18 protein-coding genes are annotated in these 19,334 nt (G+C 67.1%); 2 read left to right on the top strand and 16 right to left on the bottom strand.

Annotation, left to right across the window (positions count from 1 at the left end; genetic code table 11):
* Positions 1-17 precede the first annotated feature (17 nt).
* The 14 genes from AC1DF4_RS11525 to AC1DF4_RS11460 form a co-directional block, all read right to left on the bottom strand.
* Positions 18-893, bottom strand: a complete 876-nt coding sequence (locus AC1DF4_RS11525) for a branched-chain amino acid ABC transporter permease (protein ID WP_441405469.1) — start codon at positions 891-893, stop codon at positions 18-20.
* Positions 890-1,684 carry an ABC transporter ATP-binding protein gene (locus tag AC1DF4_RS11520; protein ID WP_476913021.1) on the bottom strand — a complete coding sequence of 265 codons (795 nt, stop codon included), beginning with the start codon at positions 1,682-1,684 and terminating at the stop codon, positions 890-892. Before AC1DF4_RS11520 ends, AC1DF4_RS11525 begins: the two co-directional genes overlap by 4 nt.
* On the bottom strand, positions 1,681-2,445 hold the full coding sequence (locus AC1DF4_RS11515) for an ABC transporter ATP-binding protein (protein WP_476913020.1): 765 nt from the start codon (positions 2,443-2,445) through the stop codon (positions 1,681-1,683). Before AC1DF4_RS11515 ends, AC1DF4_RS11520 begins: the two co-directional genes overlap by 4 nt.
* A 130-nt stretch (positions 2,446-2,575) precedes the next feature.
* The gene (locus AC1DF4_RS11510; RefSeq protein ID WP_476913019.1) at positions 2,576-3,772 is read right to left on the bottom strand and encodes a substrate-binding domain-containing protein; all 1,197 of its coding nucleotides are present in this window, start codon (positions 3,770-3,772) and stop codon (positions 2,576-2,578) included.
* 297 nt (positions 3,773-4,069) lie between these two features.
* Complete coding sequence (locus tag AC1DF4_RS11505) at positions 4,070-6,067, bottom strand: FtsX-like permease family protein (protein ID WP_476913018.1); 1,998 nt, start codon at positions 6,065-6,067, stop codon at positions 4,070-4,072.
* Between the two features lie 233 nt (positions 6,068-6,300).
* On the bottom strand, positions 6,301-7,014 hold the full coding sequence (locus AC1DF4_RS11500; protein WP_476913017.1) for an ABC transporter ATP-binding protein: 714 nt from the start codon (positions 7,012-7,014) through the stop codon (positions 6,301-6,303).
* On the bottom strand, positions 7,011-7,538 hold the full coding sequence (locus AC1DF4_RS11495) for a PadR family transcriptional regulator (RefSeq protein WP_476913016.1): 528 nt from the start codon (positions 7,536-7,538) through the stop codon (positions 7,011-7,013). Before AC1DF4_RS11495 ends, AC1DF4_RS11500 begins: the two co-directional genes overlap by 4 nt.
* 117 nt (positions 7,539-7,655) lie before the next feature.
* Positions 7,656-8,174 (bottom strand): DUF1579 domain-containing protein, encoded by a 519-nt coding sequence (locus AC1DF4_RS11490; protein ID WP_476913015.1) that lies wholly within the window; start codon positions 8,172-8,174, stop codon positions 7,656-7,658.
* A 178-nt stretch (positions 8,175-8,352) separates the two neighbouring features.
* Complete coding sequence (locus AC1DF4_RS11485; protein ID WP_476913014.1) at positions 8,353-9,696, bottom strand: M16 family metallopeptidase; 1,344 nt, start codon at positions 9,694-9,696, stop codon at positions 8,353-8,355.
* 123 nt (positions 9,697-9,819) lie between these two features.
* Positions 9,820-12,069, bottom strand: a complete 2,250-nt coding sequence (locus AC1DF4_RS11480; RefSeq protein ID WP_224049120.1) for a polyribonucleotide nucleotidyltransferase — start codon at positions 12,067-12,069, stop codon at positions 9,820-9,822.
* Positions 12,070-12,316: 247 nt separating this feature from the next.
* On the bottom strand, positions 12,317-12,586 hold the full coding sequence (gene rpsO / locus AC1DF4_RS11475) for a 30S ribosomal protein S15 (protein ID WP_224049119.1): 270 nt from the start codon (positions 12,584-12,586) through the stop codon (positions 12,317-12,319).
* A gap of 182 nt (positions 12,587-12,768) precedes the next feature.
* Complete coding sequence (kynU, locus tag AC1DF4_RS11470; protein ID WP_476913092.1) at positions 12,769-14,040, bottom strand: kynureninase; 1,272 nt, start codon at positions 14,038-14,040, stop codon at positions 12,769-12,771.
* A 5-nt stretch (positions 14,041-14,045) separates the two neighbouring features.
* The gene (gene kynA, locus AC1DF4_RS11465) at positions 14,046-14,900 is read right to left on the bottom strand and encodes a tryptophan 2,3-dioxygenase (RefSeq protein WP_144673964.1); all 855 of its coding nucleotides are present in this window, start codon (positions 14,898-14,900) and stop codon (positions 14,046-14,048) included.
* A 134-nt stretch (positions 14,901-15,034) separates the two neighbouring features.
* Positions 15,035-16,030, bottom strand: a complete 996-nt coding sequence (locus AC1DF4_RS11460) for a bifunctional riboflavin kinase/FAD synthetase (protein WP_476913013.1) — start codon at positions 16,028-16,030, stop codon at positions 15,035-15,037.
* A 234-nt stretch (positions 16,031-16,264) separates the two neighbouring features.
* Between AC1DF4_RS11460 and AC1DF4_RS11455 the strand changes: the two genes are divergently transcribed.
* Both AC1DF4_RS11455 and AC1DF4_RS11450 read left to right on the top strand, forming a co-directional pair.
* The gene (locus AC1DF4_RS11455; protein WP_476913012.1) at positions 16,265-17,056 is read left to right on the top strand and encodes a DUF937 domain-containing protein; all 792 of its coding nucleotides are present in this window, start codon (positions 16,265-16,267) and stop codon (positions 17,054-17,056) included.
* A gap of 168 nt (positions 17,057-17,224) precedes the next feature.
* Positions 17,225-17,647, top strand: a complete 423-nt coding sequence (locus AC1DF4_RS11450) for a hypothetical protein (protein ID WP_476913011.1) — start codon at positions 17,225-17,227, stop codon at positions 17,645-17,647.
* Here the strand turns inward: AC1DF4_RS11450 and AC1DF4_RS11445 are convergent.
* A complete protein-coding gene (locus tag AC1DF4_RS11445) occupies positions 17,644-18,099 on the bottom strand; it encodes a hypothetical protein (protein WP_476913010.1) in 456 nt (151 codons plus the stop codon). The genes AC1DF4_RS11450 and AC1DF4_RS11445 overlap by 4 nt on opposite strands.
* Positions 18,100-18,133: 34 nt before the next feature.
* Positions 18,134-19,270: a GNAT family N-acetyltransferase gene (locus tag AC1DF4_RS11440; protein WP_476913009.1), complete on the bottom strand. Its 1,137-nt coding sequence runs from the start codon at positions 19,268-19,270 to the stop codon at positions 18,134-18,136.
* Positions 19,271-19,334 lie beyond the last annotated feature (64 nt).

The following is a 19,334-nucleotide window of genomic DNA, read 5'->3' as shown; positions in this document are numbered from 1 at the left end:
GGCGTCGGTATCGGTGGTCATGAGGTTCTCCCGAGCAGGCCGGAGGGACGGAACAGCAGCACGAGCGCCAGGGCCAGCACCACGACGAAGTCGCCGGTGCCGCCGAGGTAGAAGTTGGCGAACTGCTGGAGGACGGCTACGGCGACGGCGGCGATGGCCGCGCCGGTCAGCGAGCCCAGCCCGCCGATCACGGTGACGATGAACGCGAAGATCAGCAGTGAGCCGCCCAGCATCGGTGAGACGTAGCCGAAGTAGTGCGAGGCCAGGACCCCGCCCAGGCCAGCGGCGGCACCGCCGATTGTAAAGACGAGGGTGAAGGCTTTCCGGACGTCGATGCCGAGGGCCGTCACCATGGAACGGTTCTCGACGCCGGCCCGGATGATCATGCCGTAGCGGGTGTTCTTCAGGAAGAACACCATGGCCAGCAGCACCAGGACGGCGGCGATGATGCAGACGAACCGGTCATTGGGGACGCGGGCGCCAAGGATCTCCGTGGTGTCCTTGAACCAGGCCGGCCCCTGGATGAACACCGGGTCGGTGCCCCAGATGCCGTCGAAGAGTGCCACGGCGGCGAGCGAGAGGCCCACCGTGATGAGGACCTGTTCGATGTGCCGCTGGTAGAGCCGGCGGATCAGGACGAACTCGGTGAAGGCGGCAAAGGCTGCCCCGGCCGCTGCACCGACCAGCAGGGAGAGCAGGAAGGTCCACCAGTTGTCGGAGCCGGTCCGGCGGGCGATCTCCCAGCCGGTGAAGGCGCCGAGCGTCAGGAAGGCGCCGTGCGCGAAGTTCAGCACACCCATCAGCCCGTAAATCAGGGACAGCCCGGCGGCCACGAGGAAGTACAGGGCACCCAGGCCCAGGCCGGTGAAGAGCAGGAGGACAACGGTACTCACAGGGCGGCGCCTTTCCCGGCTGGTTCCACGGCTAGTTTCACGCCTGTTTTCCCGGCTGTTTCCCCGGACGGGCCATGGTCGGTGGACACACCCAGATGCCGCTGGATCAGCCCGGCGTCGTCGAGGAATTCCAGAGCGCCGCCCGTGTGGACCACCCGGCCGCCGGAGAGAACGATGGCGTCCCGGGCGAGCTGGCGGACGACGTGCAGGTTCTGCTCGACCAAGAGGATCGGGACGGTCTTGGCGGCTTCGGCGAGGGTCTCGGCGACTTCGGCGACGATTTTCGGGGCCAGCCCCTTGGTGGGTTCGTCGACGAGCAGGATCTTGTTGGTGTTCAGGAGTGCGCGGGCCAGGGAGACCATCTGCTGCTGGCCGCCGGACAGCGTGCCGGCCATCTGCGCGGACCGGGCCAGCAGGTCCGGGAATAGCTCCTCGACGAGCTGGCGCCGGGGTGCGGCGTCGCGTTCGGCGAGCCGGAGGTTCTCCGCCACCGTGAGCTTGGAGAACACTTCGCGGTCCTCCGGCACGTAACCCACCCCGCTGCGGATGATCTTGAACGTCGGATCTTTCTCGATCCGCACGCCGTCGAGCTCCACTGCTCCGGTCCGGTCGATGAGGCCGATGATGGCCTTGATGGTGCTGGTCTTTCCGACGCCGTTGCGGCCCAGCAGCGCGGTGATGCCGGTGGCCGGGACGGTGAAGGAGACATCCTCAACGACCTGCTGTCCGGCGATGTGGGCATTGAGTCCCGTCAGCCGGAGGATCGGGCGGGTTTCCGCTGCGGCGCTCATACGGATTCTCCCAGGTAGGCACTTTGTACGGTCGGGTCCGACATCACGGCTTCCGGGCTGTCCAGGGCGAGCAGGCTGCCGTGGTGCATCACGGCCACCCGGTCCACGAGGCCCAGGACCACGTCCATGTGGTGCTCCACCATCATCACGGTGCAGCCGCGGTCACGGTGCATTCCCCGGATGATCGCGGTGAGGGACGGGACGTCCCCCGACGCCACCCCGGCCATCGGCTCATCCAGGAGCACGACGGCGGGGTCCGTCGCCAGCAGGACGGCGATTTCCACCTTGCGCTTCTCGCCGTGGGAGAGGTCCCCCGCCGCCGTCGAGAGCTGGGACGTGAGCCCGACCTCGCCGATGGTGCCGCGGGCAATCCGGGTGGCCTCGTCGGAGACCGCGGGGAAACGCAGGAGGCTGAAGCTGCCCCCGAGTTTTGCCTGCGCGGCCAGCCGGACGTTTTCCAGCACGCTGAGCCGGGGAAACAGGTTGGAGGTCTGGAAGGTCCGGCCCAGCCCTGCCTTGGCCCGGCGGTGGACCGGCGCGGCCGTGATCTCCCTGCCGTTCAGCGTCACGCTGCCCGCGGTGGGGCGCATGACGCCGGAGATGAGGTTGAACAGGGTGGTCTTGCCGGCGCCGTTGGGGCCGATCACGCCGACCATTTCGCCGGTACCGACGGAGAAGCTCACATCCTCGAGGATGCGGGCACCGCCGATCTGCAGACCGAGGCCGTCCACCGCAAGGGCGGGCAGGGCTGGGGAATTCATTCGGATCCTTCGTGTCTCGCTGGGGCCGTAGGGGTGGTGTGCGGCGCTGTGCCGTGTCTCTGCAGTGTCTCTGCAGTGACTTCGCCGTATGGTCGGGCACAGCGCCGCGGGCAGCTTCCGTCGTGCCGGGTTACTTCTTTTCCGGCGGGGCGACGGTATCGCCCGGAACCACCTTGACGAGCTCGGGAGCCCAGCTGCCGCCCGTCTGGACGAGCTTGACCTGGTACATGTCCTGGACCAGGGCGTGGTCCGAGGCGCGGACGGTTTCCTTGCCCTTGGGCCCGTCGAAGCTGAAGCCCTCGAGCGCCTTGACCATCGCGTCGGCGTCGGAGCCGCCCTCCTTGATGGCCTGGACAATCATCTGGCCGGCCACGAAGCCGTCGGGGGTGAAGAGGTCGGCCTTCTTGCCTGCCTTCTCGACGGCGGCGATCATCTTCTTCTCCACCTCGTTGCCTGCGGCACCCGGGAAATAGTGGTTCAGGAAGCTGATCTTGGACGTCGCCTCGCCGTAGGCGCCGAAGGTGGCGGCGTCGCCGAGCCCGGTGACGATCGGGGCGGCGTCGAAGGCGCCCTGCTGGCTGAGCGTCTGCCACATGGTGCCCGACGTTGCCCCGGCCCAGGCCACAAAGACCATGTCCGGCTTCGCGTCGATGAGCTGGCGGGCGAAGGGGGTGAGCTCCTGTCCGTCCGGAACCAGGACGGCCTCCACGGTGGCACCCTTGGCGCCCAGGACGGCCTTGACGGCGGCGACATTGCCCTGGCCGAACGCGTTGTCCTGCGCGAAGACGACGACCTTCTTGCCCTTGGTGTCAATGAAGGAACCGGCCGTGGCCACGTCCTGCAGGCTCTGGCGGCCCGAGCGGAAGGTGTACTTGTTGATGCCCTGGATGGCGTCGGTGGCGGCCGGTCCGGAGATGTAGAGGACCTTGTTCTGCGCGGCCTGTTCCGCCAGCTTGAGCGCGATGCCGGAGACAACCGTGCCGCCGATGATCTTGTAGCCCTTGCCGATCAGGTCCTTGGCGGCCGTGACCGCCTTGTCCGGGTCGCCGCCGTCGTCGGCGTAGGTCAGGTTGATCTTGGCGCCGTTGACGGCGCCGGTCCCGCCGGTGGCGTGGTCGATGCCCGCCTGCAGGCCTTCGTAGTAGGTGGCGCCGTAGGCGGCCAGGGGGCCGGTCTTGGAGTAGATGATGCCGACGTTGACCGGCTCGGCGGCCTTCGTGCTGCCCGACTCGGCCGGCGCTGCGGTGCCGGCTGAGGGCGCACAGGCGCTGAGGGCGAGCCCGGTGGCCATAACGGCGGCCATCAGGAACTTCTTTGTATCCTTCACGGGATGCCTTTCGTTGAAACTCCCGCGGAAGCTGGGCAGGAGATCTGAGCAGGAGATCTGACAGGAAATGCGCTGAACCTGAAAGGTGATTCAGATTACGGCAAATCTATGGTGCGCCTCACAGCGTGTCAACGGATTTCAAGGGCGGCTTTGCAACGTTATGGCAACGGTTTGACGAGGGAGCGTTGGATCAACACCTCCCGACAGGCGTTTCAGTGCCGACCCCCGCCGCAATCCCTTCCGACCTACTGGCATCCGCGAGGAACAGGCCAGCCCTCACAGTCTGCAGTCAGCCATCTACTCGAAACGGGTAACCGTCAATGCTGTTTGGCCCCGGATGAGGCCGAATGTTGCGGTGACCGCTCCGAGTGCCAGGAGCAGGCTGACGCCCAGGGCCATGAAGTAATCAGGCGCGGGCCAGGTGACGCGGTACGTGTCGTCAATGAAGGTCACCATGAGCCAGGCCACGAGGAATCCGAGGCCGACCGAGAGCAGCAGCACGGTCAGGAGCGGGACGGCTGCTTCACGGGTGACGATCCGACGCAGGACAGACACCGGCATTCCCATGAGCCGCATCAGGCCCAGAACCCTTTTCCGGTCCAGGATGGCGGAGGCAGTGGCGACGGCCAGGGACAGGCCGGCGATTGCGATCGCGACAAACATGCCGAGGTACGCGAGCACGGCCAGGCCATGAATCAGCCGGCCGGTGGACTGCAGTTTGAGGTCCAACGGGGAGGTGGCCGGCGTGGCCGTGATTCCGGAACCGTTTAATGCTGTCCGGGCACGGTCCATAGCCGCCGGGGTCCCGTCGGTCCCGAGCACCATCACGACCGGGACCAGACTGTCCAGGCTGGTGTCGGGCGCCGGGGTCAGCGCCAGTGGCTGCGTCGTCCAGAAGTAGAGGAAAGAGGTATCCACAGTGACGACCTCTGTTGCCGGGATGTCCTCGAACCCGAGGCCGGCCGCGTCCGCGGCGCGAAGGTGGATTTCAGGGCCGGCATCCGGTCCCAAGAGAGCTCCCGGGCCGTAGCCGACCGTGGCATTCCGGATCCCGGGCAGGTTGCTGGCCCGGCGGGCGGCCTCTGCGGCTTGGGCCGGGGTATGTCCGGCGCTCAGGGTGGCGTGGAGGCTGGTGGGCTGCAACAGCCCGGGCCCGGCCGGAGGTGCCTCAGTGGACTCGATGATGCTGGATCCTCCTGCGAAGACGGAGACGACGAACACGGCGATGACGAGTCCTGATACGGATCGGAAGGTCGCCACCGGAGTCTTGTGGATCCGGCTGGCGGCAATGACTCCGGCCGCGCTCCGCGCCCGGCGCAGTCCCATCCGGCTCACCAGGCGGGTCAGCCAGGGACCGATGACCACGATGCCGACGAGGATCAGCAGAAAGCCGAGGATAAGGAGCGGTGATTCCAGCCACGGCAGCCGCACCTCCATTACCCGGATCATCATTACAGCCGTGATCATGGCGACCAGGCCCGCGAGCAAGGGCACGGCCCGCCATATGGTGGGTGTCTTTTCGTGCACGGCCCTCGTCACGCCCAGGGGGCCAATGCCTGCGCGGGCGGTCCGGTGCGCGGCGACGAGTGCCGACGCCGCGACCACCACGGCGACGACGGCGGCGGCCGCCTCCCAGCCGGTTGTCAGATCGGCGGCGAACATCCTGGTGCCGTTGACCGGTATCTGCGCGGCAGCCGGCCTCAGCACGATGGCCAGAAGGACGCCCAGCACTGCACCGACCAGGCTGGGGACGGCGGTTTCGACGGCGGCGATCCGGGAGACAGCCTGCGGGGATGCGCCAATGAGGCGCAGTGTCGCGAAGCGTTCCCGGCGTTGGGCAGCGCCCAGGCCGGTGACAATGCTGATCAGGAGCAGCACGGGGAAGAACACCGCTATGGCCCCGATGGACAGCACGGTGTTGTAAGCGGCAGCGCTGCCACCGTATGGGTTGGTGGTGAAGTCTGACACCAGGAAGGCCCGGCCGTTCTGGCGGAGTTCGGCTTCCGTGGCTCCCGTGACGACGATCAGCGAATCCGGTCCGGGCAGCGCAGCATCGTCGATCGTGCCGGAGAATGTCCCGTATCGGTCGCCAAGCTGGTCAGGCGGCGTTGAATCGATCAGGTGCTGCAGCGCCGGGGACGCGTAGTAGTGGCCCGGCTCCGGAGGTTTGCCGATCCCAGGGATCTTGACGGCAGTGGAGCCCAGGGCGGCGACGTCGCGGCGGCTAATCAAGTGGTCGCGGAAGACCTCCACCGGGTTGGCCTCCATGAGCGCCGTGTCGGCGGTCAGCGGCACAGGTGTCACCTTCCCCGGAATGGCCGGATCATCCGCAACCGCCGGACTGGACACTGATGGGCTGCCGGTTTCACGCAGCCAGGCACCGCGGTCATCACGTGCGCTCAGGCCGTTCGCGCCGCCCCACAGCAACAACAAGAGACATACTCCGACGGCGACGCCTCCAGCGATTCCGGCGAGCCTGCTGTAGCCGGACCGACTGCCCACGACTGCCAGTTTGAGCAGTCCGGGATTCACGCGGACACCCGGTATCCGGCACCGATGGCGCCGTCGCGCACGATGACTTCCCGGTCCGCATAGGCGGCGGTGCGGGCATCGTGGGTAATCATCACCACGGTGGTACCCGCCTCGCGGACAAGCTCGAGCATAAGGGTCAGCACATTCTCTGAGGCGAGGGAATCCAGCGAACCCGTGGGCTCATCGGCGAACAATACGGCTGGGGACGTCACCATCGCCCGGGCAACGGCGACGCGCTGGGCCTGGCCTCCGGAAAGTTCGCCGGGCACCTTGGCACCCATCCGGTCCAGACCAAGGCGTTCCAGGAGCTCCCTTGACCGGCGCAGCGCTTCCGGCCGCCGTGTCCCGGCCAGCAGCAGCGGGATGCTGACGTTATCCGCCGCCGTCAGCTCCGGCAGCAGCTGGCCGAACTGAAAGACGAACCCGAAATCAGTCAGCCGCAGCCGGGCCCGGCCCGGCTCCCCGAGGGCACTGGTCTCCATCGGAGACCGCCCGGCGGGACGGTAGGTCACCGATCCGCCGTCGGGCACAAGAACACCGGCCAGGCAGTGCAGCAGCGTCGACTTGCCGGATCCGGAAGGGCCCATGACGGCAAGCACCTCCCCCGCGCGGACGTCGAGGTCGACACCCCGCAATGCCTCGGTCTGCCCGAAGGAATGGTGCAGGCCGCGGGCACTAAGGACAGGTGCAGCGGTGTCACTGGTACTCATGCGCTCTGGAGCTCCTTCTTGAGTTGGGTCAGGCGGGCGCTGGTGAGGTCGATCCAGCGCAGATCGGCTTCGATGTGGAACAGTCCGTGGTCGCACATCAGGACCCGCAGCAGGTCCGCGTCCTTCTTCAGCCGGGTCAGTTCACGCATCCGTGCCATGTGTTCACCGCGCTGCACATCGAGCAGCCGGTCGGCGTCGTCATTGAGCAACAGGGCGATCACCGTCTTGGCAAAGAGCTCACTTTGCAGGGACTCCGAGGGAACGCCGGGGGTGAATAGCCACTCGTGCACCCTGTCCTGGCCGGCGACGGTGATCTCATATTTCTTGCGGTCCGGACCGCCGCCGGACTCTTCCCCCAGGGCCCGGATCAGTTCGTCACGGACCATTCGGGACAGGGTGGAATACACCTGCCCGAAGGCCAAGGCCTTTCCGGCTCCGAAGTAGCGGTCATAGGAGTGCTTGAGGTCGTAGCCATAGCTCGGCTCGCGGCTCAGGAGGCCCAGCAGGGTGAGGGAATTGTTCACAGTTCAATCTATACACTCAGTGAATAGTGTGGCGATGAATTCACCCCGATGGATTTGTCCGTGTCGCGGCCCGCACGCAGAGCGACGGAAGGAACCGCGATTTTCCCCGTGCGGCGTTCAGTAGTTCAGGCCGAGCCTTGTGCCAGGAACCTCAGGCGGGACGGCTGCGTCCGCCGCTGCGCGCCGGCAGGTTGAGGTCATGAAGGGCGTAAATTCGCTCGCGGGCTCCAACCGGAGCCCGGCGCTGTGCGTCAGCACGCCGTCGTCTACCCGGAAGGTATGCCGGGAGGTGCCGCGGTCGCTGCGGCGTTCCATGGTGAGGGTACCCTCCAGCCAGCTCGCGCGCGCGGGAGCCTCCGGGGGCAGGCCCATGCTGTTGACGTGGTACCAGAGGGTGTCGACGTGGACCGGGTCCATCGTGAAGACGCCATGGCCTTCGGAGCGGGTGCCGTCCGCCTCGGTGTGCCGGTAGCTGTGGGTGACGGCCAGGCCGGCGGCTGCACGCGCGAAAGTCACTTCGACGGCGGCAACGCGCGCCGGCCCCCAGGGCGTGGCCTCCCACTGCGTGGTTCCAGTCCAGCGCCCCAGAAACGCCTCGAGCGCCTCGTGTGCACTGCCTGGCAGCGGCCGGTCCATATTTTCCTTCCAGGGATCCCTTCCAGGGGTCCTCCCACGTGGAGCTCCTCCCGAGTGAGCCCGCCCCCATCATCACGCGGCGCCGCCTGCCGTGTCTAGGTGCGGGCCCGGCAGCCCGGCCCGGGCGGTTCCGGCTCAGCGGCGTGGGGGCCTCCCGGGCCGGACGACAGGCCGGGCGTCAGAGGCCGAACGTCTCGGTTTCCTCGAAGGGGCCCACTACGGTGACGGTCCGCGGAGCGGCTGCGAGTTCGCGGGCGAGCTCCTGGACTTCGGCCGCGGTCACGGCCTTGATCTGGCGCAGGGTCTCGTCGATGTCCTGGTATTCGCCGGAGACCAGTTCGGCGCGGCCCAGCCGGGACATCCGGGAGCCGGTGTCCTCCAGCGCCAGCACGATTCCGCCGCACAGCTGCCCGACGGCTTTGCGCAGTTCCTCGTCGGAGATGCCGCCCTCGGCCAGCTTGTCGAGTTCGGCGCCGAGCAGCTCAAGGACCTGGCGGACCTTGGTCGGCGTGCAGCCGGCGTACATGCCGAAGTAGCCGGCATCGGCGTAGGAGGAGGCGAAGGAGTAGGTCGAGTACACCAGGCCGCGCTTCTCGCGGACCTCCTGGAACAGCCGGGAGGACATGCCCCCGCCGAGCACGGCGTTGAGCACGCTCATGACGAAGCGGCGGTCGTCCGTGGCGACGATCGTGGGGCAGCCCATGATGATGTTGGCCTGTTCCACCGGGCGCTTAATCACGTGCAGGCCGGCGGTGCCGGTGATGTCGGCCCGGTCCGTGGAGCGGCGCTGCACCGGGGCGGCGTCGGGCTCAAGGCTCCAGCCCGCGGAGTGCAGGGCGTCCACCACAAGTCCGCAGACGACGTCGTGGTCCAGTCCCCCGGCGGCGGTGATGACGAGCTCGTCCGGGCGGTAGTAGCGGCGGTAGTGGTCCCAGACCGAGTCCCGCGCGACGGCGCGGATGGCGTCCGGGGTGCCCCCGATCGGACGGCCCAGCGGGTGGGTGCCCAACACTGCGGCCACGAAGTGTTCGTGGGCGACGTCGGTGGGGTCGTCGCTGTCCATCGCGATCTCCTCGAGGATGACGTCGCGTTCCTGCTCCATCTCCTGCGGGTCCAGCACGGCGCCGGTGATCATGTCCGCGATGACGTCGATCGCCATGGGAAGGTCGGTGTCCAGCACGCGGGCGAAGTAGCAGGTGCTTTCCTTCGCCGTGGCGGCGTTGGATTCCCCGCCGACCTCGTCAAAGGCCGAGGCGATTTCCAGGGCCGTGCGCCGCTGCGTGCCCTTGAACAAGAGGTGCTCCAGGAAGTGGGTGGAGCCGTGCTGCCCGGGCGCCTCGTCGCGGGAGCCTACGGCCACCCAGAAGCCGATGGTGGCCGAGCGCTGGCCGGGCATCGCCTCGGTCAGCACACGGACACCGCCGGGCAGGACCGAACGGCGTACCTCGGAACCGCCGTCGGCTCCGTGGATCAGGGTGTCAGCGTGCTGGTTCTGCTCAAGCGGCAGGGGGACGACAGTCATCAAGGCCTTTCAATAAAACCGTCACGGGAAACGTGCCAAATCTGCCTGCAATCCTACCTGCCTTTAACGGCAGCGGGGCCGGTGGACTAATCCACCGGCCCCGCTGCTTGAGTTCGAAAAAGACTACTCTGCGGACTCCAGGGAGACCTCAGCGTCGTCAGCGTTTTCCGAGCCCGCCTCGTCAGCCACAACGGGAGACAGGGAGAGCTTGCCGCGGTCATCGATCTTGGTGATTTCCACCTGGATCTTCTGGCCGACGGAGACAACGTCATCGACGTTGTCCACGCGCTTGCCGCCGGCGATCTTGCGCAGCTCGGAGATGTGCAGGAGGCCGTCCTTGCCCGGGGTCAGGGAAACGAAGGCGCCGAAGGTCGTGGTCTTGACGACCGTGCCCAGGTAGCGCTCGCCGATTTCCGGGATCTGCGGGTTGGCGATGGCGTTGATCGCGGACCGTGCTGCGTCGGCAGACGGGCCGTTGGTGGCGCCAATGTAGACAGTTCCGTCGTCCTCGATCGAGATGTCGGCTCCGGTGTCTTCCTGGATCTGGTTGATCATCTTGCCCTTCGGGCCGATGACCTCGCCGATCTTGTCTACCGGGATCTTGACCGCGATGACGCGCGGCGCGAACTCGGAGAGCTCATCCGGGGTGTCGATCGCGGAGTTCAGGACGTCCAGGATGTGCAGGCGGGCTTCGCGGGCCTGCTTCAGGGCGGCAGCCAGGACCGAGGCCGGGATGCCGTCGAGCTTCGTGTCCAGCTGGATGGCCGTGACGAACTCGGAGGTACCGGCAACCTTGAAGTCCATGTCACCGAAGGCATCTTCGGCGCCAAGGATATCGGTCAGGGCGGCGTAGCGGGTCTGGCCGTCAACCTGGTCGGAGACCAGGCCCATGGCGATACCGGCAACAGCGGCCTTCAGCGGCACACCTGCGTTGAGCAGGGACAGCGTGGAGGCGCAGACGGAACCCATCGACGTCGAACCGTTGGAGCTGAGAGCCTCAGACACCTGGCGGATGGCGTAGGGGAATTCCTCGCGGGAGGGCAGCACCGGCATGATGGCGCGCTCTGCGAGGGCACCGTGGCCGATTTCGCGGCGCTTCGGGGAGCCGACGCGGCCGGTCTCGCCGGTGGAGTACGGCGGGAAGTTGTAGTTGTGCATGTAGCGCTTGCGCGTCACGGGAGACAGCGAGTCGATCTGCTGTTCCATCTTGAGCATGTTCAGCGTGGTGACACCCATGATCTGGGTCTCGCCGCGCTCGAAGATGGCCGAGCCGTGGACGCGGGGCAGGACCTCAACCTCGGCGGTGAGCTGGCGGATGTCCGTCAGGCCGCGGCCGTCGATGCGGATCTGGTCCTTGAGGATGCGCTGGCGCACAACCTGCTTGGTGACGGAGCGGAACGCTGCGGACAGTTCCTTCTCGCGGCCTTCGAACTGGCCGGCCAGGGAAGAGGTGACCTCGTCCTTGAGCTCGTCGGAGGCGGTGTCGCGCTCCTGCTTGTCGGCGATCTGGAAGACAGCGGCCAGCTTGTCGGCGGCAGCGGACTCCACAGCGGCGTACACGTCGTCCTGGTAGTCCAGGAAGACCGGGAACTCGACGGTCGGCTTGGCGGCGCGGGCTGCCAGGTCGGACTGTGCTTCGCAGAGTGCCTTGATGAACGGCTTGGCAGCCTCGAGGCCCTCGGAGACAACCTCTTCGGTCGGGGCGGTGGCGCCCTGTTCCTTGATGAGGTTCCAGGAGTTGTCGGTGGCTTCGGCTTCAACCATCATGATGGCGACGTCGTCGCCTGCGATGCGGCCGGCAACGACCATGTTGAAGACGGCGTTCTCGAGCTGGGAGTGCTTCGGGAACGCAACCCACTGCGAGCCGTTCTCGTCGGCGACGAGGGCAACGCGGACGCCGCCGATCGGGCCGGAGAAGGGCAGGCCGGAGAGCTGGGTGGACATCGAGGAAGCGTTGATCGCGACCACGTCGTAGAGCTCGTCCGGGTTGATGGACAGCACGGTGACGACGATCTGGACCTCGTTGCGCAGGCCCTTGACGAACGCGGGGCGCAGCGGGCGGTCCATGAGGCGGCAGGCCAGGATGGCTTCCGTGGACGGGCGGCCTTCGCGGCGGAAGAACGAGCCCGGGATGCGGCCGGCGGCGTACATGCGCTCTTCGACGTCGACGGTCAGCGGGAAGAAGTCGAAGCCTTCACGCGGGTGCTTGCCGGCGGTGGTTGCGGACAGCAGCGCGGTCTCTTCGTCGATGTAGACCATCGCTGCGCCGGCTGCCTGCTTGGCAAGGCGGCCGGTTTCGAAGCGGATTACACGCTTGCCGAAGCGGCCATTGTCAATGACTGCTTCTGAGAACTGGATTTCGGGACCCTCCATAGAGAGTCACCTCCGTTTCATGGTTCACGGAGTCCAGCCGCATCAACCCAGCCCAGCATCTGTCTACTGGCCTGCACTGCACCCGGTCATCGATCGAGACCCACGGGCTAAGGCTTCGTTCCTTGAAGCCGTTCCCGGGGATCACTACCGAGGACCGCGAATGCGTGATGCGGTTGATCCTCCTGTTGAGTTTTATTTGAAGAAGGCGGCCCTTTCCGGTCCGGAAGGGGCCGCCCCTTAAAGCTGACTAGCGGCGCAGGCCGAGACGCTCGATGAGCTTACGGTAGCGGGTGATGTCAGTGTTCTTGAGGTAGGTCAGCATGCGCTTGCGACGACCAACCATGGCCAGCAGACCGCGCTGGGTGTGGTAATCGTGCTTGTGCACCTTCATGTGCTCAGTGAGATCCTTGATCCGCTGAGTCAGGACTGCAACCTGGACCTCCGGCGAACCGGTGTCGCCCTCGGACGTTGCGAAATCCTGAATGATGGACTGCTTTACAGCGGCTTCAAGTGCCACGATAACTCCTAGAGATGTGCCGTGAGGCCCGAATCAGTAACTCACTGCCGGGGGTGCCGCGCCGGGTCAGCCCTCCAAGGAGACGCTTTCCCGTGCACAACAAGAGCCAGCCGCCACGGACTGCAGCCGGATCCAACGTTTAGTTTACCGGCACGCCGCTGAACTTGTCGAAACGGCAGGCCCTACGACTGCCCGGACGCGCCGCCCGCCAGCCGTTCGCGGATGGCGGCCACGCCGCGGTACAGCTCGGTGAAGGACGTGCTCAACGGGGACAGCCCGATCCGGATGCCCTGCGGCGCCCGGAAATCCGGAATGACATCCTGGTCCCACAGCGCCGCGGTCATCTCCCGGAACGCCGGGTGGTCCACCGTGATGTGGCTGCCGCGCAGTTCCGGATCCCGCGGCGTTGAGAGTTCAACACCCGCCGGTGCGAGCCAGGCGTCGTGGAGTTCGACGGCGAACGCGGTCAGCAGCCGTGATTTCTCCCTGACCGCGGCCATGCCCACCTCTTCCAGCAGGTCCAGCGTGCCGCGCATGGCAAGCATCCCGAAGATCGCCGGGGTGCCGCTGAGGAAGCCGCGGATGCCGGCCGCGGCCTCATAGCCGGGCCCCATTTCGAAGGCGTCCTTGCGGCCCATCCAGCCCCAGATCGGCTGCTGCAGGCCCGGCAGGTGCCGGGCGTTGACGTAGGCGAAGGCGGGCGAGCCCGGTCCCCCGTTGAGGTACTTGTAGGTGCAGCCGGCGGCGAAGTCGACGTCGGCAGCGTCCAGGGCGATTTCCACCGAACCGGCGGAATGGCACAGGTCCCACACGACCAGGGCGCCGGCGTCGTGGATTGCGGCGGTGATGGCCGGAAGGTCCGCGAGGAAGCCGGACCGGTAGGCGATCTGGCTCAGGACGACGACGGCGGTGGCCGGTCCGGTGGCGGCCCGGACCTGCTCGACGGTGACGCCGGAGGCGGGGTCGGCGTCGATCCAGCGCAGCGTGAGGCCCTCTTCGCGGGCGATGCCCTCGACGAGGTAGCGGTCGGTGGGGAAATTGTCCGTGTCCAGCACGATTTCGGTGCGGGCCGGGTCCGTCACAGCTGCCAGGGCGGCCCGGATCAGTTTGTAGAGCACCACGGTGGTGGAGTCGGCGATGATGGTCTGCCCGGGTGCGGCGCCGAGGACGGCCCTGCCGAGCTGGTCACCGATGGCCTGCGGGAGTTCCAGCCATTCCTCGTCCCAGCCGCGGATCAGCCTCCCGCCCCAGCTGTCCTGGATGAAGGTGCTGACATCGGTGACGGTGCGCTTGAGCGGCCGGCCCAGGGAGTTTCCGTCCAGGTAGGACAGCTCCGTGTCCGAGCCGATGAAGTGCTCCCGGTAGGCGACCAGCGGATCGGCGGCGTCGAGTTCCCGGGCGCGCTGCAGCAGGGCGTCGGTGTTGCCGGCGGTCTCTGCCGTCTGCGGGGTCAGGGCGCTCACTGGCCGATCTCCGTCCGGACTGCGAAAAGCTCGGGGAAGAAGGTCAGCTCGAGTGCCTTCTGCAGGAAGGCGGCGCCGCTGGAGCCGCCGGTGCCGGACTTCATGCCGATGGTGCGTTGCACCGTGCGCAGGTGCCGGAAGCGCCAGAGCTGGAAGTTGTCCTCGAGGTCCACGAGTTCCTCGCAGGCCTCGTAGGCGCCCCAGTTGTCGGCCGCGTTCTCGTAGATGTACTTGAACACCGGCACCAGTTCAGCGCAGAACTCGTGCGCCTGGGTGACGTCCCGCTCCAGCAGTGACGCGGGAACGTCGAAGCCCTGGCGTTTGAGGTAGGCGAGGAAGTCGTCGTAGATGCTCGGGGATTCGAGGAGCTCCAGCAGCATGGCGTGGGCTTCGGGGTCGGATTCGAACACCGGCAGCATCTTGCGGTTCTTGTTGCCGAGCAGGAACTCGACCGCGCGGTACTGGCTGGACTGGAAGCCCGACGAATTGCCCAGGAAGCCGCGGAACTGTGAGTACTCGGTGGGTGTGAGGGTGGCCAGCACGGACCACTGCTCGGTGAGGGTCTTCTGGATGTGCTTGACCCGGGCGATCGCCTTCAGGGCGGAGCCGAGGTCGTCAGAGCGGAGCCAGGCGGCGGCGCTGCGGAGCTCGTGCAGCACCAGCTTGAGCCACAGTTCCGTGGTCTGGTGCTGGATGATGAACAGCATCTCGTCGTGGTGCTCCGGGGTGCTGACCGGCTGCTGGGCGCTCAGCAGGGTCGGCAGCTGCAGGTAGGACGCGTAGCTCATCCGGGAACTGAAGTCCCGGACAATTTCCTTGTCCAGCTCCCTTGTATTCTTCTCAATGGTCACAGTCTTGCCTTCCTTGCCAAATGGCTGTGAATCTCTGCGCGGACCGGCCTGCGAACCCGCCCGTTGAATCATCTCAGCGGTGTAGCCCCAACAGTTTGGTACAGCGGTCCAGTTATGTGGCCCGGCCCGGCGGTTTAGCGCGCGAACAGGATGTTATGGGCCTGGACCACGTCCAGGCGCATCTGGTCGACCAACGCCTCAGGGCCACGGTACGCCACCATGCCCCGGAGCCGGGCGACGAATTCCACGACTACTGTCTGGCCGTACAGATCGAAGTCCTCGACAGCCTCTTCCGGGCGGTCGATCACATGGGCTTCCACCTGCCGGCTGACGCCGTAGAACGTGGGGTTGGAGCCGACGGAAATAGCGGCGGGCCAGCGTGTGCCGGCCTGGTCCACGAGCCAGCCGGCGTAGATGCCGTCCGCCGGGATGTAGCCGCTCGCGTCGGCGGCGAGGTTGGCGGTCGGGAAGCCGAGGTCGCGGCCGCGCGCTGCGCCGTGGACCACCTCTCCGCGCATCCGGTGGGCCCGGCCCAGGACGGCGGCGGCCGTGGCGACATCGCCCTCACGCAGTGCCTCGCGCACCCAGGTGGAGGAACAGCGGCGGTCCTTGCCGCCGTCGTCGTGCAGTTCACCGTGGATGGGAAAGCCTTCGGAGCCGAACTCGCTGATGACCAGCACTTCGAAGCCGAGCTTCTTGCCGAGTTCCTGCATGGTCTCCAGGTCGCCGGAGTTGCCCCGGCCGAACCGGGCGTCGTGGCCGATCACCACGTGGCTTGCCTTGAGGCTGCCAACCAGGACGTCGGCGACGAATTCTTCGGGAGTGAGGCTGGCCAGTTCAAGGGAGTACTTCATCACGAGCACGGCATCGAGGCCCAGCTCGCCGAGAGCCACCAGCTTGTCTTCCAGGCCCATGATCAGCTCGGGGGCGGATTCGGGGCGGTGGACCTGCGCGGGATGCGGGTCGAAGGTGATGGCGACGGCCCGGGCGTGGTTCAGGCGGGCGACCCGGATGAGCTGCGAGAGCACCTGCTGGTGTCCCCGGTGCACACCGTCGAAGTTGCCGAAGGTAACAACGGAGGGACCAAAGTCCGCCGGGACTTCGGACGGATCGTTCCAGATGTGGACCATCAACCTCGCCTTTTGCTTCCTGCCATGTGCTCTTCCGGCGAACCCAGTCGGCCCCGGAACTCTCCTAGATTACCCGCAAACGCGGCCTGCCCCCGACGGGCGCTGCCCGGCCCCGGCAGCGTCCTTTGGCGTTCGGGACGCCCGGACTACGATGCAAGGGCAAACCGTCCGACGGCGTCTGTGCAGGCGCCGCTTCCAGCGAGGCCGCACTGAGCTGCGGCTGAAGGAGTACCCATGAGCGAGCTCCAAGACATCCTGCGGCAGATTCCGATGGACCAGATTGCCGGCCTGCTCGGCACCGACCGGCAGACCGCCCAGACCGCAGTGGAGGCGGCAGTGCCCACGCTGCTGGCCGGCATGCAGAACAACGTGCAGGCCTCCGACGGCGCCGCCTCGCTGGAGTCAGCGCTCAGCCAGCACCAGGACGGGCTGTTGGAGGGCGGGGTGGATGTCTCTCAGGTGGACACCGCGGACGGCGAGAAGATCGTGAGTCACGTTTTCGGCGGGCAGCAGGACCAGGTGGCCAGCCAGCTGGCCGGGACGTCCCAGTTCGGCGGCGTGGGTGGCGACCTGATCAAGAAGCTGCTGCCGATCCTGGCCCCGATCGTGATGTCCTACCTCGCCAACAAGGTCCTCGGTGGCCGCGGACAGTCGTCCGAGGCTGGCGCTGGAGGCGCCGGCGAGGCTGGGGCTGGCGGCATTGACCTCGGCGGAATTCTGGGCGGGATCCTGGGCGGCGGCGCTGCTGCCGGCGGCGCCGGCGGGATGGGCGGTCTGGGCGATCTGCTGGGCGGCCTGTTCGGCGGGGGCCAGCCGTCCTCGCAGGCGGCCGTTCCGGACACCGGACAGGATTCGCCGCTGGAGCCTCGGACCTACCCGCAGGGCCAGCCCACTGGCGGCGCGCCGCGCCCCGGTGAGTTGATCGACGTCGACCTTCCCGAGAGCCAGCCGGCGGAGCGTAAGAATGAGGACGACGGCCCTGGCGGATTCGGCGGGATCCTGGGCGGCCTGTTCGGAAAGAAGTAGGGCGGGCACGGGCCAAGGATCGACGGCCGATCGCCGGGCGGTCGCCAAGCCGATCCCTGGCCCGCGTCGCGGTCTCCTGCGCACGCTCCGTGAGGTGACGGGGCTGGTAGGGTCATCCCATCCGCGCCGGGGGATCTCCGGCGGCGAACAATGTTGGGGGACATCATCTTGGGGTACAAAGCTGAAGCACGGCGCCTTGCCGCCGTTAGTGTGATTCTCGCGGCCGGGGTGTCGCTGAGCGCATGCGGCGGCGCGGCCAAAGCAGCCGGAACTCCGCCGGCTTCCACGCCGGCGTCGTCGGAACCGGCCGTGGGCGGCTACGAAGGCTGGTGGAACGCAACGCCGGCCAGCGGCAACACTGCGGGCCTCCCCCAGGAAACAGTGGCCATCAACACCCGGACCAACAAGGTAGTGGATGCCTTCAGCCGAAAGATCAACGACGCCGGGCGGGCCACCCTGATTCCGGATGTTCCTTACACCGTCGTTCCCGACCCGTCCTGGCCTGCAGACTCCGTGATCATCATCGATACGGCCACAAACAAGGTGATCGAGGACTTCCGCGTCGATCTCAACGGTAACCCGCTGCTCTAGCTGTACCCGGCCGCTTCGGGCGCACCGCCTGGGCTAACGCGCGCGGCCCTGCGGCCATTCCTCGCAGTGGTGCCCCCGCCCGCCCGGTAGTTGCGCCAGTGCAGCAGCACGGCGGCCAGAATCAGTGGAACGTGGATGCCCGGGAGGTTCTTTGCCAACCACCGCGGCAGATAGATGTCGGTGACAGAGCCCGTTTCGTCGCCCAGGTCCTTGGCCACGGCGGTCAGCGGGCAATGGAAACCGTTGGCGGCAAAGACGAGGGTCTCGGCGGTCACGACGCCGGCTGCCAGGCCCACTCTCCGGTCGGTGCGGCCGCGGGCACCGGCGTACAAGACGTAGACCATGCAGGCCTCAATGGTGAACCATGCAAAGGTGTGGAATGCTTTCACGGCCCTCAGCAGGGTAGCTCGTTCCGCCTCCCGCAGGCCTCGCGGAGCCTTGAGTCCAGCCATGAATCCAGCGTAGCCGCCGTCCGCCGTCGTGCGGTCAGAGGCTTTCGGCCCGCCCGGCGCCCGCAGACTCGGCGGGTGCCTGCGCCGGCAACTGTGCGAGCCACGCGTCGAGCTGCCGGGGATGGCGGAAGAGGACCGCGGGCGGCGTTTCGGGGTCGGCCTGGAGGCCCCGCATGACCTGCCGCTTCCTGGTGAACGACCGGAAATGCCAGCGGATAATCGAGTCTTCGGCGAAGAGCCGGACCAGGGTTTCGGAATTGCCGTTGCAGACGGGTTCGCGGGTCCAAGCCCGCCGGAGCGAGCGGCGGACCAGCCTGGCCAGCGAGAGCCAGCGCGGATAATCCAGGCCGACGACGAGCTCCGCCCGCGGCAGCACAACGTCCCGCCAGACCCCGTAGGCGCTGTCCAGCACCCAGCGGTCCTGGGCTGCAATTGCGGCGGCGATGTCCCTTTGCTCCTCGACGGTGCGCTGCTGCCACCCGGGCAGCCAGCCGATGTCATCGTCCGCCGAGAATTCAGGCAATCCCGTGGCCTGCGCGTAGGCGCGGGCGGCGGACGACTTGCCGCTGCCCGTCACCCCGTAGAAGAGGACCCGGGAAGGTTCGGCCCGGGTTGGTTTGGAGGCAGCCGGAGCGTCAACCGCCGCGGGAGCGTCATCTTCCTCGGAAACGTCCCCGGCCGCGGGGGCTGCCAGGGGCTTGAGATACATTTCAGCCGTTTTCGTGGCGACAGTTCGGTTGCCTGCAGTATCCAGGTATTCGTACGAATAAGTCGAGACGTCGCCGGTGGGCCGGTAGCCAAGGTCCTCGTAGAGATTCCGGGCTGCTGCATTGCCGGGCTCGACTCCGAGGATGATGCCACTGTGTCCTGCCAGCCTCGCCTGATCCTCCAGCCAGAGGCAGAGCGCCCGGCCGATCCCCGCTCTCCTGCTCCCGGAATACACGAAGAGATTCTTGAGCTCAGGGACGGGCCCGGCACGGAAATCCAGCACCGCCCCGCCGTGCGGGGCCTCTCCGGTCCACGCCGTGGCATAGATCAGATCCCCGGCAGTCTGACGATCGAGGAAGCCTGCGGCGATCCTCGCGTTCGGAGGTTCGTGCAGGCCCAGCGCGGCAAGATCGCCCGCCGTGCACTGGCGGATACTCACGGCGGCGTTCACGGATGTGTTCATGATTCGTCCCCCTGGATTTGGCGCCACGCAGGCCCGGCCGCGTCTAGCGCATCGGCGATACGCT

The organism is Arthrobacter sp. 05N429, from assembly GCF_056397045.1.
This window is presented reverse-complemented; position numbering and strand designations above follow the sequence as displayed.

Coding starts and splice junctions, on each gene's coding strand:
- AC1DF4_RS11520 (WP_476913021.1), bottom strand. CDS start 1,684: ATGAGCGCCGCAGCGGAAACCCGCCCGATCCTCCGGCTGACGGGACTC.
- AC1DF4_RS11515 (WP_476913020.1), bottom strand. CDS start 2,445: ATGAATTCCCCAGCCCTGCCCGCCCTTGCGGTGGACGGCCTCGGTCTG.
- AC1DF4_RS11500 (WP_476913017.1), bottom strand. CDS start 7,014: ATGAGTACCAGTGACACCGCTGCACCTGTCCTTAGTGCCCGCGGCCTG.
- AC1DF4_RS11490 (WP_476913015.1), bottom strand. CDS start 8,174: ATGGACCGGCCGCTGCCAGGCAGTGCACACGAGGCGCTCGAGGCGTTT.
- AC1DF4_RS11485 (WP_476913014.1), bottom strand. CDS start 9,696: ATGACTGTCGTCCCCCTGCCGCTTGAGCAGAACCAGCACGCTGACACC.
- AC1DF4_RS11480 (WP_224049120.1), bottom strand. CDS start 12,069: ATGGAGGGTCCCGAAATCCAGTTCTCAGAAGCAGTCATTGACAATGGC.
- AC1DF4_RS11460 (WP_476913013.1), bottom strand. CDS start 16,030: ATGGTCCACATCTGGAACGATCCGTCCGAAGTCCCGGCGGACTTTGGT.
- AC1DF4_RS11455 (WP_476913012.1), top strand. CDS start 16,265: ATGAGCGAGCTCCAAGACATCCTGCGGCAGATTCCGATGGACCAGATT.
- AC1DF4_RS11445 (WP_476913010.1), bottom strand. CDS start 18,099: ATGGCTGGACTCAAGGCTCCGCGAGGCCTGCGGGAGGCGGAACGAGCT.
- AC1DF4_RS11440 (WP_476913009.1), bottom strand. CDS start 19,270: ATGAACACATCCGTGAACGCCGCCGTGAGTATCCGCCAGTGCACGGCG.